This window comes from Deinococcus grandis, from assembly GCF_001485435.1.
GTDB classification, from domain to species: Bacteria; Deinococcota; Deinococci; order Deinococcales; family Deinococcaceae; genus Deinococcus; species Deinococcus grandis.
The window spans coordinates 2,033,540-2,051,654 of sequence record NZ_BCMS01000001.1 but is presented as its reverse complement, the minus strand read 5'-3'; the positions used below and the strand labels follow the sequence as shown (position 1 = coordinate 2,051,654).

14 protein-coding genes are annotated in these 18,115 nt (G+C 70.4%); 9 read left to right on the top strand and 5 right to left on the bottom strand.

The genetic code is table 11. From position 1 onward, the window contains the following. Window positions 1-121: 121 nt before the first annotated feature. Both DEIGR_RS10070 and DEIGR_RS10065 read left to right on the top strand, forming a co-directional pair. A complete protein-coding gene (locus tag DEIGR_RS10070; protein ID WP_058976907.1) occupies window positions 122-2,206 on the top strand; it encodes a 3-hydroxyacyl-CoA dehydrogenase NAD-binding domain-containing protein in 2,085 nt (694 codons plus the stop codon). A gap of 166 nt (window positions 2,207-2,372) precedes the next feature. After that, the gene (locus DEIGR_RS10065) at window positions 2,373-2,612 is read left to right on the top strand and encodes a hypothetical protein (protein ID WP_058976905.1); all 240 of its coding nucleotides are present in this window, start codon (window positions 2,373-2,375) and stop codon (window positions 2,610-2,612) included. Window positions 2,613-2,679: 67 nt separating this feature from the next. Here the strand turns inward: DEIGR_RS10065 and DEIGR_RS10060 are convergent, their stop codons facing one another. Continuing rightward, entirely contained in the window at window positions 2,680-3,984 is a 1,305-nt protein-coding gene (locus DEIGR_RS10060) for a glycosyltransferase family 2 protein (RefSeq protein ID WP_083524000.1), read from the bottom strand. A 146-nt stretch (window positions 3,985-4,130) separates the two neighbouring features. Here DEIGR_RS10060 and DEIGR_RS10055 point away from each other — a divergent pair, with 146 nt between their 5' ends. The 3 genes from DEIGR_RS10055 to deoD all read left to right on the top strand — a co-directional run bounded on the left by DEIGR_RS10055 (window position 4,131) and on the right by deoD (window position 7,428). Then, entirely contained in the window at window positions 4,131-5,324 is a 1,194-nt protein-coding gene (locus DEIGR_RS10055; RefSeq protein ID WP_083523999.1) for a glycosyltransferase family 4 protein, read from the top strand. Further along, complete coding sequence (locus DEIGR_RS10050; protein ID WP_058976901.1) at window positions 5,317-6,498, top strand: acetyl-CoA C-acyltransferase; 1,182 nt, start codon at window positions 5,317-5,319, stop codon at window positions 6,496-6,498. The genes DEIGR_RS10055 and DEIGR_RS10050 overlap by 8 nt, the downstream gene beginning before the upstream one ends. A gap of 222 nt (window positions 6,499-6,720) precedes the next feature. Next, window positions 6,721-7,428, top strand: a complete 708-nt coding sequence (gene deoD / locus DEIGR_RS10045; RefSeq protein ID WP_058976899.1) for a purine-nucleoside phosphorylase — start codon at window positions 6,721-6,723, stop codon at window positions 7,426-7,428. A 204-nt stretch (window positions 7,429-7,632) separates the two neighbouring features. On the opposite strand, the gene DEIGR_RS10040 is transcribed toward deoD, so the two are convergent. Further along, window positions 7,633-8,154 carry a hypothetical protein gene (locus tag DEIGR_RS10040; protein WP_058976897.1) on the bottom strand — a complete coding sequence of 174 codons (522 nt, stop codon included), beginning with the start codon at window positions 8,152-8,154 and terminating at the stop codon, window positions 7,633-7,635. A 79-nt stretch (window positions 8,155-8,233) separates the two neighbouring features. After that, window positions 8,234-9,829, bottom strand: coding sequence for a GMC family oxidoreductase (locus DEIGR_RS10035; protein WP_058976894.1), 1,596 nt, complete (start codon window positions 9,827-9,829; stop codon window positions 8,234-8,236). 71 nt (window positions 9,830-9,900) lie between these two features. Between DEIGR_RS10035 and argJ the strand changes: the two genes are divergently transcribed. The 4 genes from argJ (at window position 9,901) to DEIGR_RS10015 (ending at window position 13,690) form a co-directional block, all read left to right on the top strand. Next, window positions 9,901-11,055, top strand: coding sequence for a bifunctional glutamate N-acetyltransferase/amino-acid acetyltransferase ArgJ (argJ, locus tag DEIGR_RS10030; protein ID WP_058976892.1), 1,155 nt, complete (start codon window positions 9,901-9,903; stop codon window positions 11,053-11,055). Window positions 11,056-11,127: 72 nt separating this feature from the next. Next, entirely contained in the window at window positions 11,128-11,913 is a 786-nt protein-coding gene (locus DEIGR_RS10025) for a hypothetical protein (protein ID WP_083523998.1), read from the top strand. Window positions 11,914-11,980: 67 nt separating this feature from the next. After that, complete coding sequence (locus tag DEIGR_RS10020; RefSeq protein ID WP_058976889.1) at window positions 11,981-12,733, top strand: tryptophan-rich sensory protein; 753 nt, start codon at window positions 11,981-11,983, stop codon at window positions 12,731-12,733. 210 nt (window positions 12,734-12,943) lie between these two features. After that, entirely contained in the window at window positions 12,944-13,690 is a 747-nt protein-coding gene (locus DEIGR_RS10015) for a hypothetical protein (RefSeq protein WP_058976887.1), read from the top strand. A gap of 127 nt (window positions 13,691-13,817) precedes the next feature. Here DEIGR_RS10015 and ileS read toward each other — a convergent pair whose 3' ends face one another. Beyond that, window positions 13,818-17,003 carry an isoleucine--tRNA ligase gene (ileS, locus tag DEIGR_RS10010; RefSeq protein ID WP_058976884.1) on the bottom strand — a complete coding sequence of 1,062 codons (3,186 nt, stop codon included), beginning with the start codon at window positions 17,001-17,003 and terminating at the stop codon, window positions 13,818-13,820. Window positions 17,004-17,178: 175 nt separating this feature from the next. After that, on the bottom strand, window positions 17,179-17,523 hold the full coding sequence (locus DEIGR_RS10005; protein ID WP_058976883.1) for a DHCW motif cupin fold protein: 345 nt from the start codon (window positions 17,521-17,523) through the stop codon (window positions 17,179-17,181). Between the last annotated feature and the right edge of the window lie 592 nt (window positions 17,524-18,115).

Genomic DNA, 18,115 nt, shown 5'->3' with positions numbered 1-18,115 from the left:
CGCGAAAGTGAACGTCAACGTACACTCTGAACGTGAACGTGTTTGACCGTCCCGGCCTTTCATGGAAAGCTGGGGCCGCACACCCGCACCCTCAACCCGACCGCCCCGCAGGAGGCCCCGCATGAGCACCGAGAACATCGTCGCGCAGTCCCGCCAGGACGACATCCTGATCCTGACCATCCAGAACCCGCCCGTGAACGCCTTCAGCCCCGGCGTCCCCGAGGGCCTCAAGGCCGGACTGGACGCCGCCGCCGCAGACGACACCGTCAGGGCCGTCGTGATCATCGGCGGCGGGCGCACCTTCGTCGCCGGGGCGGACATCAGGACCTTCAACCTGCCCCGCGAGCAGGCGCCGGACCTGCGCGGCACCATCGAGAAACTGGATGCCTTTCCCAAACCCACCGTCGCCGCCATTCACGGCACGGCGCTGGGTGGCGGGCTGGAACTCGCCATGGGCTGCACGTACCGCGTGGCGACCCCCGACGCGCAGCTGGGTCTGCCCGAGGTGAAACTGGGCGTCCTGCCCGGCGCGGGCGGCACCCAGCGCCTCCCCCGCGTGGTCGGCGCGCAGAAGGCCCTGGAGATGATGCTGAGCGGCAACCCGATCAAGGCCACCGAAGGGCAGGAGGTCGGCCTGATCGACCGCCTGATCGACGGGGACCTCCTGAGCGGCGCGGTCGCCTTCGCCCGCGAGGTCGCCGCCGCCCGGCCCCTCCCGCGCATCAGCGAGCGCGGCGTGGACGGCGCGGCCCCCGAGGTCTTCGCCGCCGCCCGCCAGGGCATCAAGAAATCCCACCGCGGGCAGCTGTCCCCGGAACTCATCATCGACCTCGCCGAGATGGCCGCCACCGTGCCCTTCGCGGACGGCTGGACTGCCGAGGCGACGAAGTTCATGCAGGCGAAGGACTCCCCGCAGTCCCGCGCGCTGCGGCACGTGTTCTTCGCCGAGCGGGAAGCCGCGAAGATCCCCGGCCTGGGGAAGGACACGCCCACGCTGGACATCCGCCGCGCCGGGATCATCGGGGCGGGCACCATGGGCGGCGGCATCGCCATGAACTTCCTGAACGCCGGGATTCCCGTGACCATCGTGGAGACCACCCAGGAGGCGCTGGACCGGGGCCTGGGCGTCATCCGCCGCAACTACGAGAACACCGCGAAGAAGGGACGCATGAGCCAGGACGACGTCGAGACCCGCATGGGCCTCCTGACGCCCAGCCTCGACATGGGCAGCCTCGCGGACGCCGACATCATCATCGAGGCCGTGTTCGAGAACATGGATGTGAAGAAGGACATCTTCACGCGGCTCGACGCCATCGCCAAGCCCGGCGCGATCCTCGCCACGAACACCAGCACCCTGGACGTGAACGAGATCGCCGCCGTCACCAGCCGCCCCGAGAGCGTCATCGGCCTGCACTTCTTCAGCCCCGCCAACGTCATGAAACTGCTGGAGATCGTCCGCGCCGATAAGACCAGCGACACGGTGCTGGCGACCAGCATGGCCCTCGCCCGCAAGATCAGGAAGGTGGGCGTGGTCGTCGGCGTGTGCGACGGCTTCGTCGGGAACCGCATGGTGCACCGCTACGGCGAGGAAGCCCGCCAGCTCGTCGAGGAAGGCGCCCGCCCCGAGGACGTGGACGCCGCCATGAACGCCCTGGGCCTCCCCATGGGACCCTTCCAGATGAGCGACATGGCTGGCCTGGACATCGGCCACGCCATCCGCGTGCACCGTGCGAAGGTCAGCGGCGAACCCGAACCGGACGGCTGGCTCGACCGGATCGTGAAGACCGGCCGCAAGGGCCAGAAGACGGGCGGCGGCATCTACGACTACGACGAGACCCGTAAACCCCGCCCGAACGCGGACGTGCAGGCCCTCATCGACACGTACCGCAGCGAGAAGGGGGTCACGCCCCGCGACATCAGCACCGAGGAACTCACGCGGCGCCTCGCGTACACCCTGGTGAACGAGGGCGCGCAGATCCTCGACGAGGGCATCGCCGCGCGCGCCGGGGACATCGACGTGATCTACCTGTACGGCTACGGCTTCCCCGCCTACCGCGGCGGCCCCATGCAGTACGCCGACGAGATGGGCCTGCAAAACGTCGTGGCGGACCTCGAACGCTACGGCCAGACGCCCGCCCCCCTCCTGAAGCGCCTCGCGGACGAGGGCGGCAGTTTCGCGGGCCTCGACGCCAGCCGGAACCGCTGAGGGACGGGCGCTGAGCATCACCCCTTACCTGACCCACGCGCTCCTCCCGGCAGGCACCGACCTGGGCGGGCTTGGCGCGCGGGTCGCCCGGCACGCCGGAGCGGAGGCCAGCCTGCGTCCCGGCGACCGGGCCGGGGAGGTCGCGTTCGGCGGGTACCGGTTCTTCATGGCCCTCGATGACGGTTCAGGCGAGGGCAGTGAACTGGCCGGGCTGCGCGACGTGATCCTGACGGTCGCCACCGACGCCGAACGCCGTCAGACCTTCGGCGCGGTGCTGACCCTCGGCGGGCTGAGTCCCGACCCGGACATGGATCACTTCAACGACGCGGTAATCCTCATGGAAGCCGTCGAGGCGCTGTGCCCCGGCGCGGTCCTGTTCGACCCGCAGTCCGGCGAGCGAATCTAGCCCCCAGCGCGAACGGCAGCGGGCCGGAGGTGAGATGCCTCCGGCCCGTCCTGTGTCCTGTCGCTCTTCAGTTGGTGGTGCCGGACGCGGCCAGGGTGCCGTCGGTGGGTTCGTCGTGCCGGACGCTCTTGTACCAGCCGCGCCGCCCGGTGAAGTGGTTGAACAGCGCCAGCGGCAGCGACCACAGCGTGATCGCGCTGAACACCGGCAGGGTCAGCATGATGTACCCGACCACCCACAGCGGCAGGCGGCGTTCGGCGCGGTAGCGCAGCGCCCAGTTCAGCTGGAACGCCAGGGGCAGCAGCGTGAACACGGTCGCCACCCACGCGGGGGACGTGAAGCCGTGCCAGCCGAACGCGCGGCGCAGCGGCTGGGACAGCAGGCTGATGATCATCAGGGTGTTCAGCCACGGCCCGAGGATCAGGTACGTGAAGTCCGCCAGGGTGACGGGGTGGGCGCGGGCGCCCCACAGGCGGCCCAGGTATCGCAGGCACTGCATGGTGCCCTGGATCCAGCGGGCGCGCTGGCGCATGAACGGCACGGGGCTGATCATGCCCTGCTGCCCGACGTGCGCGGTCAGCAGCGCGATGCGGGCCTTGGGGTCGTGCAGGCGGATTTCCAGGGCGCTGCCGAAGTCCTCGAGCAGCACGTCCGGCCAGGGCTGCACGCCGCGTGCGAGCTGCCCGGCGACGTAACTGGCGCGCATGCACTGGCCGTTGCCGGTCAGGGACGCGGTGCCCGCCCAGTGCCGCACGCGCTGGTAGTGGCCCAGGATGAAGTTCTCGAGGTCCTGCTGGATGAGCAGCACGCGCGCCAGCGCGCCCTGCAGGCCCGGGAGTTCGCTGGTGGTCTGGCGGTAGCGCATCCAGCCCTGCGCGGCGAGGACGTGCGGGTCCTGGAACGCGCCGCGCACCTGCGGGACGAAGTCGCTCCCGAGGCGGCCGTCGGCGTCCAGGCCCACGAAGACGTGTTGCGTGAGGTCCTGGCCGTGCATGTCGGGTTCGGCCAAGAGGCGCGTGACGGCCCAGTTCATGGCGCGGCCCTTGTTCTGCCGCGCTTCGGGGAACTCGCGGCGCAGGAGGCGCACGCCGGGGTCGCGCTGCGCGAAGGCGCGGACGATGCGGTCGGTGCCGTCGTCGCTGGCGTCGTCGATGACGATCACGCGGGCGTCGGGGGCGACGGTGCGGACGTTCTGGAGGGTCGCCTCGATGACCTGCGCCTCGTTCAGCGCCGGGATCAGGAACGTGACGTGCACGCCGCCCTGGGCGTGGGGGATGCGGCGGGGGCGCATCAGGGCGCTGGCGGTCTGCTGCACGACGTACAGCGCGAACAGGACGAGGCCGAGAATGTCGAGGAAGGCGAGGAAGTTCATCAGTGGGGGCTCCGGGTGGGGACGCGGGCGTCCCAGCAGGTCACTATGACATTAACCCGGTCTTCATGCCGGGAAGTTGAGGCACGATCCGGTGGGGCGGGGCGTCCGCGCGGGACGCGACCCACCGGAGACGCTAGACTCGGTTCATGAATATTCCGCTGGGGGAAGCTGTCCCCGACGACGGAACGCGCGCCGCAGGGTCGGCCGCGCGGCCCCTGCGGCTGGCGGTCCTGACCGACGCGCCGCGCGTGGCGGGCAGTGAACTGTGGCTGCTGTACGTCCTGCCGCGCCTGCTGCCGGGGGGCGTGCAGCCCACGGTGTTCCTGCGGGTGGGGGAGAGCCTGGACCGGCTGGCCGCGCAGTTCGGGGAGGCCGGGATTCCGGTGCGGCGCTACGCGGACCTGACGGCGCTGCCGGAGTTGACCCGGGACTTCGACCTGCGCCTCTTGCAAGCCTGGGACCCCGGCACGTACCTGCGCCTGCTGCCCGGGCTGGCCGCGCCCACGCTGGTCGTGTCGCACGATCAGCTGGACTACCATTACGCGCCGCCACTGCGGGCGCTGTACCGCGAGACGTACCGCTTCACGAAGGCGATTCCGCTGCGTCGCGCGGGGCACCTGCTGACCGTGTCCCGCTGGGGGGCGGACTTCCTGCGCGGCCCGATGGGACTGCGGGACACGACCTTCGTGACGAACGGCGTGGACCCCGGGCAGTTCCGGCCCGCCACCCCCGAGGACCGCGCGGCGCTGCGCGAGTCGCTGGGCTTCACGCGCTTCACGGTCCTGATCCCAGGCCGCTTCACGCCCGAGAAGAACCAGTGGGCGAGCGTTCGGGCGGCGCGGCACGCCCCGGACCTGGATTTCGTGTTCGTCGGCGACATGGATTCCAGCGTGGGCACGCTGGTGCAGGGCTACGCGGCACGGCTGGGATTGCGGAATGTGCGCTTCCTGGGTCGGCGCTGGGACATGCCGGAGCTGTACCGCGCGGCGGACGCGCTGCTGCAACCCACCCTGGCCGAGAATCAGTCCCTGGTGACGCTGGAGGCGATGGCGTCCGGTCTCCCGGTCGTGACCACGGACATTCCGGCGCAGGCGGAACTCGTGCAGGACGGCGTGACCGGCCTGACGGTCCCCGCCCAGCCGGACGTGCTGGCCCGCGCGCTCCGGGCCCTCGCGGCGTACCCGGAGCGCACGGCTGCGTTCGGGCGGGCCGCACGGCAGTTCGTGCTCGACCACCACACCACCGACCACACCGCCGCGCTCGTCCTGGCCCAACTGCGCCGAATTTCTCCCACCCCCTCACCTGCGGCGCACGCCGCGAAGGAGTACCCCCATGCCTGAAGCTGTCATCGTCTCCACCGCCCGCACCCCCATCGGCAAGGCCTACCGCGGCTTCCTGAACGACACGCACGGCAGCGACCTGGGCGCGCACGCCGTCACGCACGCCGTCGCCCGCGCGGGCGTGGACCCCGCCGAGATCGAGGATGTCATCATGGGCGCCGGGAACCCCGAGGGTGCTACCGGCAGCAACATCGCCCGGCAGATCGCGCTGCGCGCCGGACTGCCCGTCAGCGTGGCGGGGCAGACCGTGAACCGCTTCTGCTCCAGCGGCCTGCAGACCATCGCGACCGCCGCGAACAGCGTCATGGCCGGCCAGGGCGACGTGTACGTCGCGGGCGGCCTGGAAAGCATCACCCTGACGCAGAACGAGCACGCGAACAAGTACCGCCTGCGCGGCGAGTGGCTCATGGGGCACAAGCCCGCCATCTACATGCCCATGCTGGAAACCGCCGAGATCGTCGCCAAGCGCTACGGCATCACCCGTGAGCAGCAGGACGAGTACGCGTACCACTCGCAGATGCGCACCGCCCGCGCCCAGCAGGCCGGACTGTTCGAGCACGAGATCGTCCCCATGACCGCTACCATGAAGGTGCAGGACAAGGCCACCGGCGAGATCAGCGACCAGACCGTCACCCGCACCCTGGACGAGGGGAACCGCGCCGACACCACCCTGGAAGGCCTGGGCAAGCTGAAGCCCGTGTTCGAGGGCGGCGTGATCACCGCCGGGAACGCCAGCCAGCTCAGCGACGGCGCGGCCGCCGTGGTCGTCATGAATGCCGACGTGGCCCGCGAACGCGGCCTCGCCCCGCTGGGTCTGTTCAAGGGCTTCGCCATCGCCGGGTGCGAACCGGACGAGATGGGCATCGGCCCGGTGTTCGCCGTGCCGAAACTCCTCAAACGGCACGGCCTGAGCGTGGACGACATCGACCTGTGGGAACTGAACGAGGCGTTCGCCGTGCAGGCCCTGTACTGCCGCGACCACCTCGGCATCGACCCGGAGAAGTACAACGTGAACGGCGGCTCCATCAGCATCGGGCACCCCTACGGCATGAGCGGCGCGCGCCTGACCGGGCACGCCCTGCTGGAAGGACGGCGCCGCGGCGCCAAGCACGTCGTCGTCACCATGTGCATCGGCGGCGGCATGGGCGCCGCGGGCCTGTTCGAAGTGCTGTAACGGCGTTTGGGGCCGCGCCCTGAACCGGGTGGAACGAGAAGCCGCGAGAGGCGGTGGCAGGACGTGGAGGTCGCGGGCGTGTTGTGCTCCCGTGACCGCAACCGGACACCACTGCCAGGGCAGTGGGACGTCGGCAGGAGGAGGTGGGCCGCGGGGGGTGAATCCTGCGGCCCACGCCCGGTCCATTCACAGCCGGGCCGGAACTTGATAGGCTCAGGGGTCATGAGTATTCACCTGAACGCCGAACCCGGCCAGATCGCCGAAACCGTCCTGCTGCCCGGCGACCCCCTGCGCGCCAAGCACATCGCCGAGACGTTCCTGACCGACCCCGTCCTGCACAACACCGTGCGCGGCATGCACGGCTACACCGGCACCTACAAGGGCAAGCGTGTCAGCGTGCAGGGCACCGGCATGGGCATCGCCAGCTCCATGATCTACGTCAGCGAACTGATCACCCAGTACGGCTGCAAGAACCTCATCCGTGTCGGCACGGCCGGCAGCTACCAGGCGGACGTGCACGTGCGGGACATCGTGCTGGCGCAGGCCGCGTGCACGGACAGCAACATCAACAACATCCGCTTCGGCGCGAAGAACTTCGCCCCAATCGCCGACTTCGACCTGCTGATGCGCGCCTACCAGATCGCCCGCGAACGCGGCCACACCACGCACGTCGGCAACATCATGAGCAGCGACACCTTCTACCACGACGACTTCGACCAGTACAAAATCTGGGCGGACTTCGGCGTGCTGGCCGTCGAGATGGAAGCCGCCGGGCTGTACACCCTGGCCGCCAAGCACGGCGTGAAGGCCCTGACCGTCCTGACCATCAGCGACCACCTCGTCACCCGCGAGGAGACCACCGCCGAGGAACGCCAGCTGACCTTCAACGCCATGATCGAGATCGCGCTCGACGCCGCGCTCGGCGAGTAATACGGACTCCGATTGAATGGGTTGCACAACCCGTTCAATCCGAGCGGATGCGAGTAGGAGAGAGGCGGATTCCGGACGTGGAGCTGGCAATCCGGTGAAGTTCCGGATTGTCAGCGAAACAAACGGAATTCGCATAGATGTACATAGGCAACGGGGCGTGCGCCGGGGTTGATCCTCCGGCGCACGCCCCCGTTCCGGTGAAGGTCAGTTCACGCGGACGCTGTTGGTCAGGGTGCGGACCACGGCCTCGTTCTTCGCGTAGTCCTTCATGTTCCCGGCGATCGTCACGACGAGCATGCGGCCCCCGGCGCTGGTGACGAGCAGTTCGCGGCGCAGCTCGTCGCCCTGGCTGGGGGTGGTGAAGATAAACTGCGCCCAGGGCGTGCCGCTGACCTGCAGCAGGTTCGCCTTGAGCGTCTTCACGTTCGGGACCTGCGCGCGGATGACGCTGGGGAACTGCTCGACGAGCTTGCCGACCTCGGTCCTGTTCAGTTTGCTGTCCCGCCACTCGAACGCGACGCTGACCTTGCGGTCCTCGGTCATGAAGACGGCGTCGGGGCGCCCGGCGGCGCTGGGGAACGCGGTGCGGATCCCGGCGGCACTCAGGGTCAGGAGTTTGGCGTTCGGTTCGACGGTCACCGGCACGCTGCCCAGCTTCACGGGCACCGCGCTGGCGGCGCCCAGGGTCAGGGCGGCGAGCGTCAGGAGAAGGGAGCGGGGCTTCATGTCAGTGCCACCCTAGCGTGAGAGGTGAGAACGCTCGTGAACCGAGCATGAGGACTGTGCGATTCGCATCAATTTCCCATCAGCGCCCGCCGACCTCACGGAGTGCGAAGGTCGCGGCCCGCGCGCCGATCATCATGCTCGTCGCGTTCGTGTTCGCGTGAATGATGCGCGGCATGACGCTCGCGTCCCCCACCCACAGGCCCCGCACGTCCCGCACCGCCAGGTCACGGCTCACCACGGCGTCGTCCCCGTCGCCCAGGGCCGCCGTGCCGACCGGGTGGTACAGGGTCGCGCACTCGCGCGCCACATGCTGGCGCAGCGCCGCGTCACTGCGGTGCCCCTCGCCCGGCAGGACCTCCGCGCCGCGCAGTTCGGACAGCGGCGGGCTGGAGGCGATCTCACGCGCCTGCCGCACGCCCGCCACGAGACTCTGCACGTCCCGGTCGTCCGTCAGGTACCCCGGGTCGATGACCGGCGCGGCGAGAGGGTCACGCGACGCGAGGGTCAGGCGGCCCCGGCTGTGCACGTCCACGAGCACCGGCCCCACCGTGAAGTGGTTCCCCGGCTCGGTCCGGAACCCGTGATCCCGGAAGTACGCCGGACCGAAATGAAACTGGATGTCCGGGTCGTCCTGGCTGCTCAGGCCCGCGCGGGCGTGCGTGAACGCACTGGCCTCCGCGACGTTGCTGCTCAGCGGGCCGCTGCGGTTCCACAGGTACCGCGCCAGCGCCTCGCCCTGCGGCACCCGGTCCAGGCTGGTGATCCGCGAGCGGCTGATCACCGGCACCGCGAGGTGATCCTGCAGCCCCCCACCCACGGCCTCCAGCGCCACACGGACCGGGATGCCGTGCCGCTGCAGTTCCGCGCGCGGCCCGATCCCCGACAGCATCAGCAGCTGCGGCGTCTGCACCGCGCCCGCCGTGAGGATCACCCCGCCCGCCGGGGCGTCCAGCGTCCGGCCCCGCCAGCGCAGCCGCACGCCCGCCGCACGCTGGCCCTCCCACAGCAGTTCCAGCACGTGAGCGCCCGTCAGGACCGTCAGGTTCGGGTGACCCAGCACCGGCTTCAGGAACGCCCGGAACGCACTGAACCGCTCGCCCCCCTGATGGTTGCTCTCCAGCAGACCCGCGCCGTCCAGCACGCCATCATTGAAGGAGTCCACGACCGGCAGGCCCAGCCCCACCGCCGCCGCCTTCACGAACGCGTGACTCAGCTCGTGCGACGCGCCGCGCGCCCCGGCGGGCATCGGGCCGTCCACGCCGCGCGTCTCCGACGCCGGGCCCCGGTACGACTCCAGCGCGCGGAAATCCGGCAGCACATCCTCCCAGGTCCAGCCGTCGCCCCAGCGGTCGAAATCCCGCCGCGAGCCTCGAATCCAGATGGTCGCGTTGATCGCGCTGCTGCCACCCAGCACCTTCCCGCGCGGCCAGTAGAACGACCGCCCCGCCGCGCGCGGCTGCGGCACCGTCGTCAGGTTCCAGTCCACCGCCGTGCGGAACAGCTTGTTGAACGCGCCCGGCGCGCGGATCAGCGGATGCGAGTCCGGCCCGCCCGCCTCCAGCAGCAGCACCCGCGCGCCCGCGTCCAGCAGCCGCCGCGCCGCCACGCAGCCGCCCGACCCGGCCCCCACCACGATGAAATCCACGCGCCCCTGCCCCACGTCCCCGCTTGTCATGTGCCCCGAGTATAGACGCCCACCCTGCGCGCCCTCCCAGCCCGGGCGGGCCGCCCGCTACACTCCCGTACATGAGCCTCACCTTCCCCACCGGCTTCACCGCCGCCGCCATGGCCGCCGGCATCAAGCCCAGCGGCCGGACCGACCTGAGCGGCGTCACGAGCGCCGCGGACTGCACCTGGGCGTTCGCGGGGACGCGCAGTACCACCGCCGCCGCGTGCGTCACCCGCAACCGCGACCTGTACGCGCAGGGCGCGCCCATCCGCGCGCTGCTCGTGAACGCTGGGAACGCCAACGCCGCCACCGGCACCCGCGGCGCCCATGACAACGCCGACATGGCCGACGCCTTCGGCAGCGTCCTGAACGTGCGGCCCGAGGCGGTCCTGACCGCCAGCACCGGCATCATCGGGCACCTGCTGCCCATGGACAAGGTACTCAGCGGCATTGAGCACCTGCCGGACGAACTCGGCAGCGGCGCGGACGCCTTCGCCAGCGCCATCATGACCACCGACACCCGCCCCAAGACCGCGGAAGCGACCTTAAGCAGCGGCGCGCGCATCGTCGGGACCGCCAAGGGCAGCGGCATGATCCACCCCGACATGGCGACCATGTTCGCCTTCGCGTTCACCGACGCCCAGATCGATCAGGCGGCGCTGCGCGAGGCGTTCCCCGCCATCGTGAACCGCACCTTCAACGCCGTCACCGTCGACGGCGACACGAGCACCAACGACATGGCCGTCGTCCTGTGCAACGGACAGGCCGGCGCCACCGACCTTCAGGAGTTCCTGACCGCCCTGGAAGGCGTCATGCGCGACCTCGCCCGCCAGATCGCCGCCGACGGCGAGGGCGCCACCAAACTCCTGACCGTGCAGGTCAGCGGCGCCCGCAGCGAGGCCGAAGCCCTGGCCGCCGCCCGCACCTGCTGCGTCAGTCCCCTGCTCAAGAGCGCCGTGCACGGCAACGACCCCAACTGGGGCCGCGTGATCATGGCCGTCGGCCGCAGCGGCGCGGGCGTGAACATCGAGAAACTCCGCGTCACTGTGCAGGGCCACCCGGTCTTCCAGGGCAAACCCCTCCCGTACGACGACGCGCAGGTCAGCGAGAGCATGAAGGCCGAGGAGGTCGTCTTCACCATCGACCTCGGCGTGGGCGACGCGCGCGGCGAGGCCTGGGGCTGCGACCTCAGCGCCGAGTACGTCAGCATCAACGCCGACTACACGACCTGAACGACCTGGGGGGAGCTTGAGGCTTCCTTGTCACTGGCCGACACGACCCGGAGCGGGGGGTAGGGTGCGGGCATGCGTGCTCCCTCTGCTCCCCGCCCGGCTGCCTCCCGTTCGGCGCTGGCGCGCCCGCTGGACTTCACGTACCCGTCGAACCGCGTGGCGGCGCTGGGCCTGCTGGGGACGGTGGCGCTGGCCCGCCTGCGCGGGCGCGGCTGGGCGGACGCGATAGGAGCAGGAGGTACGGCCTTCCTGGCCTGGGCGACGGCGCGCGAACTCGACCCGGACTTCCCGGGCACGGCGAACGCGGCCCTGCCCGTTGCAGCAGTGGCCGGACTAGTCGGCCGCGGCGGTGGGCTGACCCCATTGCTGCCGGCGGTGGCGGTGCTGTCCGGCCTGCGGGGAATCGCCGGGACGACGGGGGAGACCCTGACCCGCACCGATCACCTGGGCCTGCTGGCGCAGTCGCTCGCGGCGGCCGGGACGGGCGGCGCCGTGGGGGCGCTCGTGGCCGGCGCGGCCCCCCTCCTGACCGAAGGCGGGCGGAGCGTGACCCCGCTGATGGGCGCGCTGCTGCCCCCGCTGGCCCCGGCGCGCGGTGGGTCATGGACGGGCGCGCTGCTGTCGGCGGCCGCCCTGCCGCTGGCCCGTGACCTGACGGCCCCGGAACCCGTGCAGAGCGCCTGCGACCGCGCTCCGCGCGCCGTGCGGGCCGGGGAGGTCCGCCGCGCCCGGCAGGTCGCCACGCTGGCCCTGGCCGCCGGGCTGCTCACGCGGCAGTCGCGTGGGCTGCTGCCGCTGGCCGCCGCGTGCCTGACCGTCGCGGCCCGCCGGGCCGGCGCGAACCTCAAGAACACCTGAAGCCCCGCGCGCGCAGACTGGGCGCCCGGCGACAGCCCCGCCGCCCCGCACCTCCTACGCTGCACGCATGACCGGACTTCCCAGGCAGATCACGCTGCTGCTCGCCACGATCCTCACGCTCGTGATGAACTACCTCAGCAACGCCCTCCCACTCTTCGGCAACTCGAACAAGGAGGTCAGCGACGCCCTCCCGAACGCTTTCACGCCCGCCGGACTCACGTTTGCCGTGTGGGGCCCCATCTTCCTGGGCCTGCTGGTCTTCGCCGTGTACCAGGCGCTGCCCGCCCAGCGCGGCCCCCGGTATGACCGGCTGTTCTGGCCGTTCCTGCTGGGCAACCTGCTGAATGTCTCCTGGCTGCTGGCCTTCCAGAGCCTGAACTTCGGCCCCAGTGTGATCATCATGCTGGCCCTGCTCGCCAGCCTGATCTGGCTGTACCTCACGGTGCGCGGCCTGCCGCCCCAGGGCGCGGAACGCTGGACGCTCGCGCTGCCCACCTCGCTGTACCTGGGCTGGATCAGCGTCGCCACGATCGCCAACATCACCGCGTACCTCATCAGCGTCGGCGTGACGACCGGCGCGCTGGGCCTCAGCGCCCCCGTCTGGTCCGCCGTGCTCGTCGTGATCGCCGCCGCGATCGGCGTGTTCTTCCTGGCCCGCTTCCACGACTACGCCTTCGCCGGGGTGCTGCTGTGGGCCTTCTACGGCGTGTACGTCGCCCGCCCCGACGCCGCGACCGTCGTGACCGGCGTCGCCATCGCCGCCGCGCTCGTCGTGCTGGGCGCCCTGCTCAGCCTGCGCACCCGCCGCACCGCGCTGTAATACGGATTCCGTCTGTTGCGTCAACAACCCGGAACATCACCGGGTTGTCAACTCCACGCCCGGAACCCGTTTCGCTCCTACTCGCATCCGCTCGGATTGAATGGTTTGGGAAAACCGTTCAATCGGAGTACCAGTCACCTCACCCTCCGGATGAGCCGCTGCGGGCATGACCGGCAGCGGCCCACCTGCGGTCGCTACACTGAACCCCACATGCATCCCGACTCGCCCCTGGCCCTGATCGGCTACCCCGCCCCGGCCGCCCGCGCCCTGCGGGACCTCGGCCTGATCGCCGTGAACGTCCCCACCGACGACCTGCGCGCCGTGCTGGACGCCAGCCGCACCCTCCACTTCACCGGGGCGCTCGTCCACCCCAGCCAGGAGACGCACGCGCTCGGCGCCGTCACACCCGACGCCGTCGCCCGCCGCGTGGGCCGCGTGGACGCCATCGCCCTCAGCGGCGAATTCCACGGCACCTTCGCCCTCAGCGACGCCCTGACCGACGCGCTGGACGCCAGCGGGTACGCCTCGCGCGGCGCGAGTGCCCTGATTCTCGGCGTGGACGCCCACGACCTCGCCCTGGCCCTGCCCCTCGCCCGGCTGGGCTTCACCGAGATCGGCATCGCCGCCGAGAGCACCCCCGAAGCGGAACGCGCCGCCCGCGACCTCCCCGCCGGACGCCGCGCCTACCCCCTGAGCCGCCGCGACCCCAGCGTCACCGACTTCGCCGCCCGCGCCGACCTGATCGTGCTCACCGCCGGACCGCTCCCCAGCGGACTCGTGCAGCCGTACCACACCGTCATCGACCTGACCGGCCGCGCCAGCGTCACCGGCAGCGGCGCCAGCACCCTCGACCTGCGCGACCTCCCCCTGCGCCGCCTCGCCCGGCAGCTGGAACACGCCACCGGGCAGCGCTTCCACCCGCAGGAACTCGAAGGGGCCCTGCAGGCCCTCGTGTAAGGAAAGGGGGAGAGGCGCACCCGAACGGTGGGTGCGCCTCTGCTGCTGCCACACCCCTCACCCTGGCCCTCTCCCCAGGGGAGAGGGAAGGAGCCGCGCAGGCGGCGGGAGGGTGCGGGGTTCCGGCTCAGTTGTGGCTGGCGGTCTCCAGTTTCTGCAGGTACGCCTTGCCGCCTTCGAGTTCGGCCTCGAACCCGTCGGCGGGGGCGAACACCAGCGTCTCGGCCAGCGTTTCGCTCATCAGGTATTCCTGCCACGCCTCGGCGGCCTCGCGGGCGTCGCCGCTGAGGTCCAGGTGAAGGGCGATGCGGTCCTGCACCTCGAACCCGGCTTTCTTGCGGGCGTCCTGCACGCCGCGCACGAGGTCGCGGGCGAGGCCTTCGAGTTCCAGTTCGCGGGTGAGGGTGGTGTCGAAGGCGACGAGGTACCCGGCTTCCTCCTGCGCGGCGAAGCCCTCAGGGGACTTGGCGTCCACGAGGACCTCGTCCGGCCCGAGTTCGAAGCGTTCACCGGTCGGGGCGATGACCTCGAACTGCTTGCCGTCGCGCACGAAGCGGGCGACCTCGCTGGCGTCGGCGGCGGCCAGTGCGGCGCGGACCTGCGGGACGGCCTTCCCGAACTTCTTGCCCAGCACCGGGAGGTTGGGGCGCAGCACGTAGCTGACGAGTTCGGTGAACTGGTCGATCAGTTCGACCTCCTTGACGTTCAGTTCCTCCTTGAGCTGCTCGGCGAAGCGGCCCAGCGCCTGGGTCTGCCCTGCAGTGCGGGCGCGGACCATGACCTTCGGGAGGGGCTGACGCTGGCGCATGCCGGTCTGTCCGCGGACGGCGCGGCCCAGGCTGACGACGCGCAGCACGGCGTCCATCTCGCCCACCAGGGTCGGGGCGGCCAGCGCCTCGTCCACCTTCGGCCAGGGGGTGAGGTGCACGCTGTCGGGCGCGTCCGGGACCAGCGAGCGCACGAGGTTCCCGTACAGCGTCTCCGCGAGGAACGGCGTGAACGGCGCGGTGAGCTGCGTGACGGTCACGAGCGCGTAGTGCAGCGTGGCGTACGCGTTGTGGTCGGCGCCGTCGTCCCCGGCCCAGAAGCGGCGGCGGTTGCGGCGCACGTACCAGTTGCTCAGGTCCTCCACGACGAAGTCCTGCAGGGCGCGGCTGGCTCCGGTCGGGTCGTAGTTCTCCAGCGCGCCCGTGACGGTGGCGATCAGGGCCTGCACCTTGGCGAGCAGCCAGCGGTCCACCTCGGGACGCTGATCGGCGGGCGCGGCGGCCTTCAGGTCCGGCTGGTCGAGGTTCGCGTACAGCACGAAGAACGAGTAGGTGTTCCACAGCGTCAGGAAGTAGCTGCGGAACGCCTCGCCGACGAGGTTCATGCCGAAGCGGCGGCTCAGTTCGGGCGGCGCGCTGACGTACATGTACCAGCGGGCGGCGTCCGCGCCGTACTGCTCGAACACGTCCCAGGGGTTAACGACGTTCCCCTTGCTCTTGCTCATCTTGGCGCCCTTCTCGTCCAGGATGTGCCCGGAGCAGATGACGCTCTTGTACGCCACGGAGTCGAACACCATCGTGCCGATCTGGTGCAGGCTGTTGAACCAGCCGCGCGTCTGGTCGATGGCCTCCGCGATGAAGTCGGCCGGGAAGCCGCCCTGCTCGAACTTCTCCCTGTTCTCGAAGGGGTAGTGGTGCTGCGCGAACGGCATGCTGCCGCTGTCGTACCAGACGTCCATCACGTACGGCACGCGCCGGAAGGTCTTGCCATCCGCCTCGAAGGTGATGTCGTCCACGAACGGCCGGTGCGGGTCGAAGTCCGGGCCGGTCAGTTCGGGGCGGCCACTCAGTTCGGCCAGTTCGGCGTAGCTGCCGATCACGCGGTACTCGCCGTCCTCGGCCTCCCACACGGGCAGCGGCGTGCCCCAGTAGCGGTTGCGCGAGAGGTTCCAGTCGATCAGGTTCTCCAGCCACCCGCCGTAGCGGCCGTTCCTGATGTGCGGCGGGTGCCAGTCGATCGTCTGGTTCAGTTCGATCAGACGCTCCTTGAGGCGGGTGTTGTTCAGGTACCAGCTCTCGGTGGCGTAGTACATCAGCGGGGTGCCGCAGCGCCAGCAGTGCGGGTAGGCGTGCAGGAAGTTCTTCTCGCGCCACATCAGGCCGCGCGCGCGCAGGTCGCGGACGATCTCGGTGTTCGCGTCGCGGAAGAACACGCCCTGCCAGGGGCCGAAGCGGTGCTTGCCCTCGCCGTCCACACCGACGATCACCGGGAAGCCGTAGTTCCGCGCCAGGCGCATGTCGTCCTCACCGAAGGCGGGCGCGGTGTGCACGATCCCGGTCCCGTCGCTGTCGGACACGTAGGTGTCCAGACCCGACATCCACACGGGCTTGCCCTCGCCCTCGGCCTCGTAGGCTTCCGTGAACAGCGGCTGGTACGCCACGCGCTCCAGCTCACTCCCCTTGAAGGTCTTCACGACCTCGGCGTCCTCGCCCAGCACCTCGGCGCGCAGGCTGGCGGCCAGGATCAGCACGTGGCCGTCCTTGTCGCGCGCGGCCACGTACTCGAACTCCGGGTGGATGGCGACGCCCACGTTGTACGGCAGCGTCCAGGGGGTGGTCGTCCACACCAGGAACGCCGCGCCGTCCTCCAGGCCCAGGCGGGCCGGGTCGGTCAGGCGGAACGGCACGTACACGCTCGGGTCCTGGATGTCCTTGTACCCCTCGCTGACCTCGGCGTTGCTCAGGGTCGTGCCGTCCTTGGGGCAGTAAGGCGCCACGCGGAAGCCCTTGTACAGCAGGCCCTTCTCACTGAGGTTCTTGACGCTCCACCAGATGCTCTCGATGTAGTCCTTGTGCAGCGTCATGTACGCGTCGTCCAGGTCCACCCAGTAGCCCATGCGCTCGGTGAACCTGCGCCACTCGGCCTCGTACTCGAACACGCTGGCGCGGCACTCGGCGTTGAACTTGTCGATGCCGTACGCCTCGACCTCACGTTTGCTGTTCAGGCCGAGTTTCTTCTCGACGCCCAGCTCGACCGGCAGGCCGTGTGTGTCCCAGCCGGCCTTACGCGGCACGTGGAAGCCCTGCATGGTCCGGAAGCGCGGGAAGAGGTCCTTGAACGAGCGGGCCTGGACGTGGTGCACGCCGGGCTGACCGTTCGCGGTGGGTGGGCCCTCGAAGAACGTGAAGACGGGGCCGCCTTTGGTCTGCTCCAGCGAGCGTTCGAACACGCGTTCGCGTTTCCAGAAGTCGAGGATGCCCTGTTCCAGCGCGGGGAAGTTCGGGTTGCCCTGCACGGGCGTGAAGAGGGTCTTCTTGTCGGTCATGTGATCTCCAGCTTGAGTGAGAGGCGTGTCGCGGGGGTGGTGTCGCAGGCGGGGATCACCCGCGTCCGAATGGGCGGCCCGGGCAGGGCGGGGCAGAGGGAAAGGGCGCGGGGCAGTCGGGCTTGCGGCATGGTCACCTCCGGGGGGTGCGGGTCAGGACAGGGGAGAGGGTCGGCTAGTCGACGATGAACAGCGTGGCCCCCACTTCGGTACTCGACCGGTGCGCTTCGGCGTGGTCGGCCACCTGATACGACTCGCCGGGCCGCAGCGTGAAGGTGCGCCCATCGGCCAGTTCGGTGTCCAGCTGCCCGGCCAGCACGAGCAGGATGTGGCCCTTCTCGCACCAGTGGTCGGCCAGATACCCGGGGGAGTACTCGACCATCCGCACACGCACGGGTCCACCCGGTCCGGCTCCGAACTGCCGGGTGCGCCACACGGCCACGCCGCGTTCGCCGGGGTGTTCGGTGGCGGGCACGTCGGCCCAGGTGGTCACCCCGAAGGGAATGTCGGTCAGGTGCATGGTTCGGGCCTCCGGGGACGGAACACGGGCGAAGCGGGGCAGGGGTGAATGGGAATGGGGGCGGCGGGTCTCAGCGGTCACGCCCCCACGTGGGGGGACGGTGCTGGGACGCGCCGCCCCCGTGGGGAGCTGGTGCGTGGTACCACCCAACTTCACCGGCACGCTGCCGGTCTCCATTGGCCCTCTGTCGGGGGGTGTCCGGGCGGGTCTAATCGGCCCGTGGGCCTTTCTTCCGCCGGCGCGGGAGGTGATGTTCGGCTGGCCGGGTCCGCGTCAGGCTCTCACCATCCCTGACTCGCTCGTGCGGTCCGCTGCTGCCCGCGTACTGTCCTCTCGGTCGCCTTCCTCGTGTCTCACCCCGGTCTGGGGTGCCCCTCATGGTAGGGCGGCAGGCTGGGGGCGGTCAACGTGGTCCCATGGCGGGCCGCGCTTGCGGGTATGCTGGGAGGCAGTCTCTTCCACCGTCCCACCCCCCCCGGCTGCCGGCGCGCACGTGTGAAAAGCGTCAGCGCGCGTTTAGAATCGGTTTCAGGAGTACGTGACGAATGATCTCAATCCATCCCACCTGCCTGAACGACCAGCCCGCCGCGCG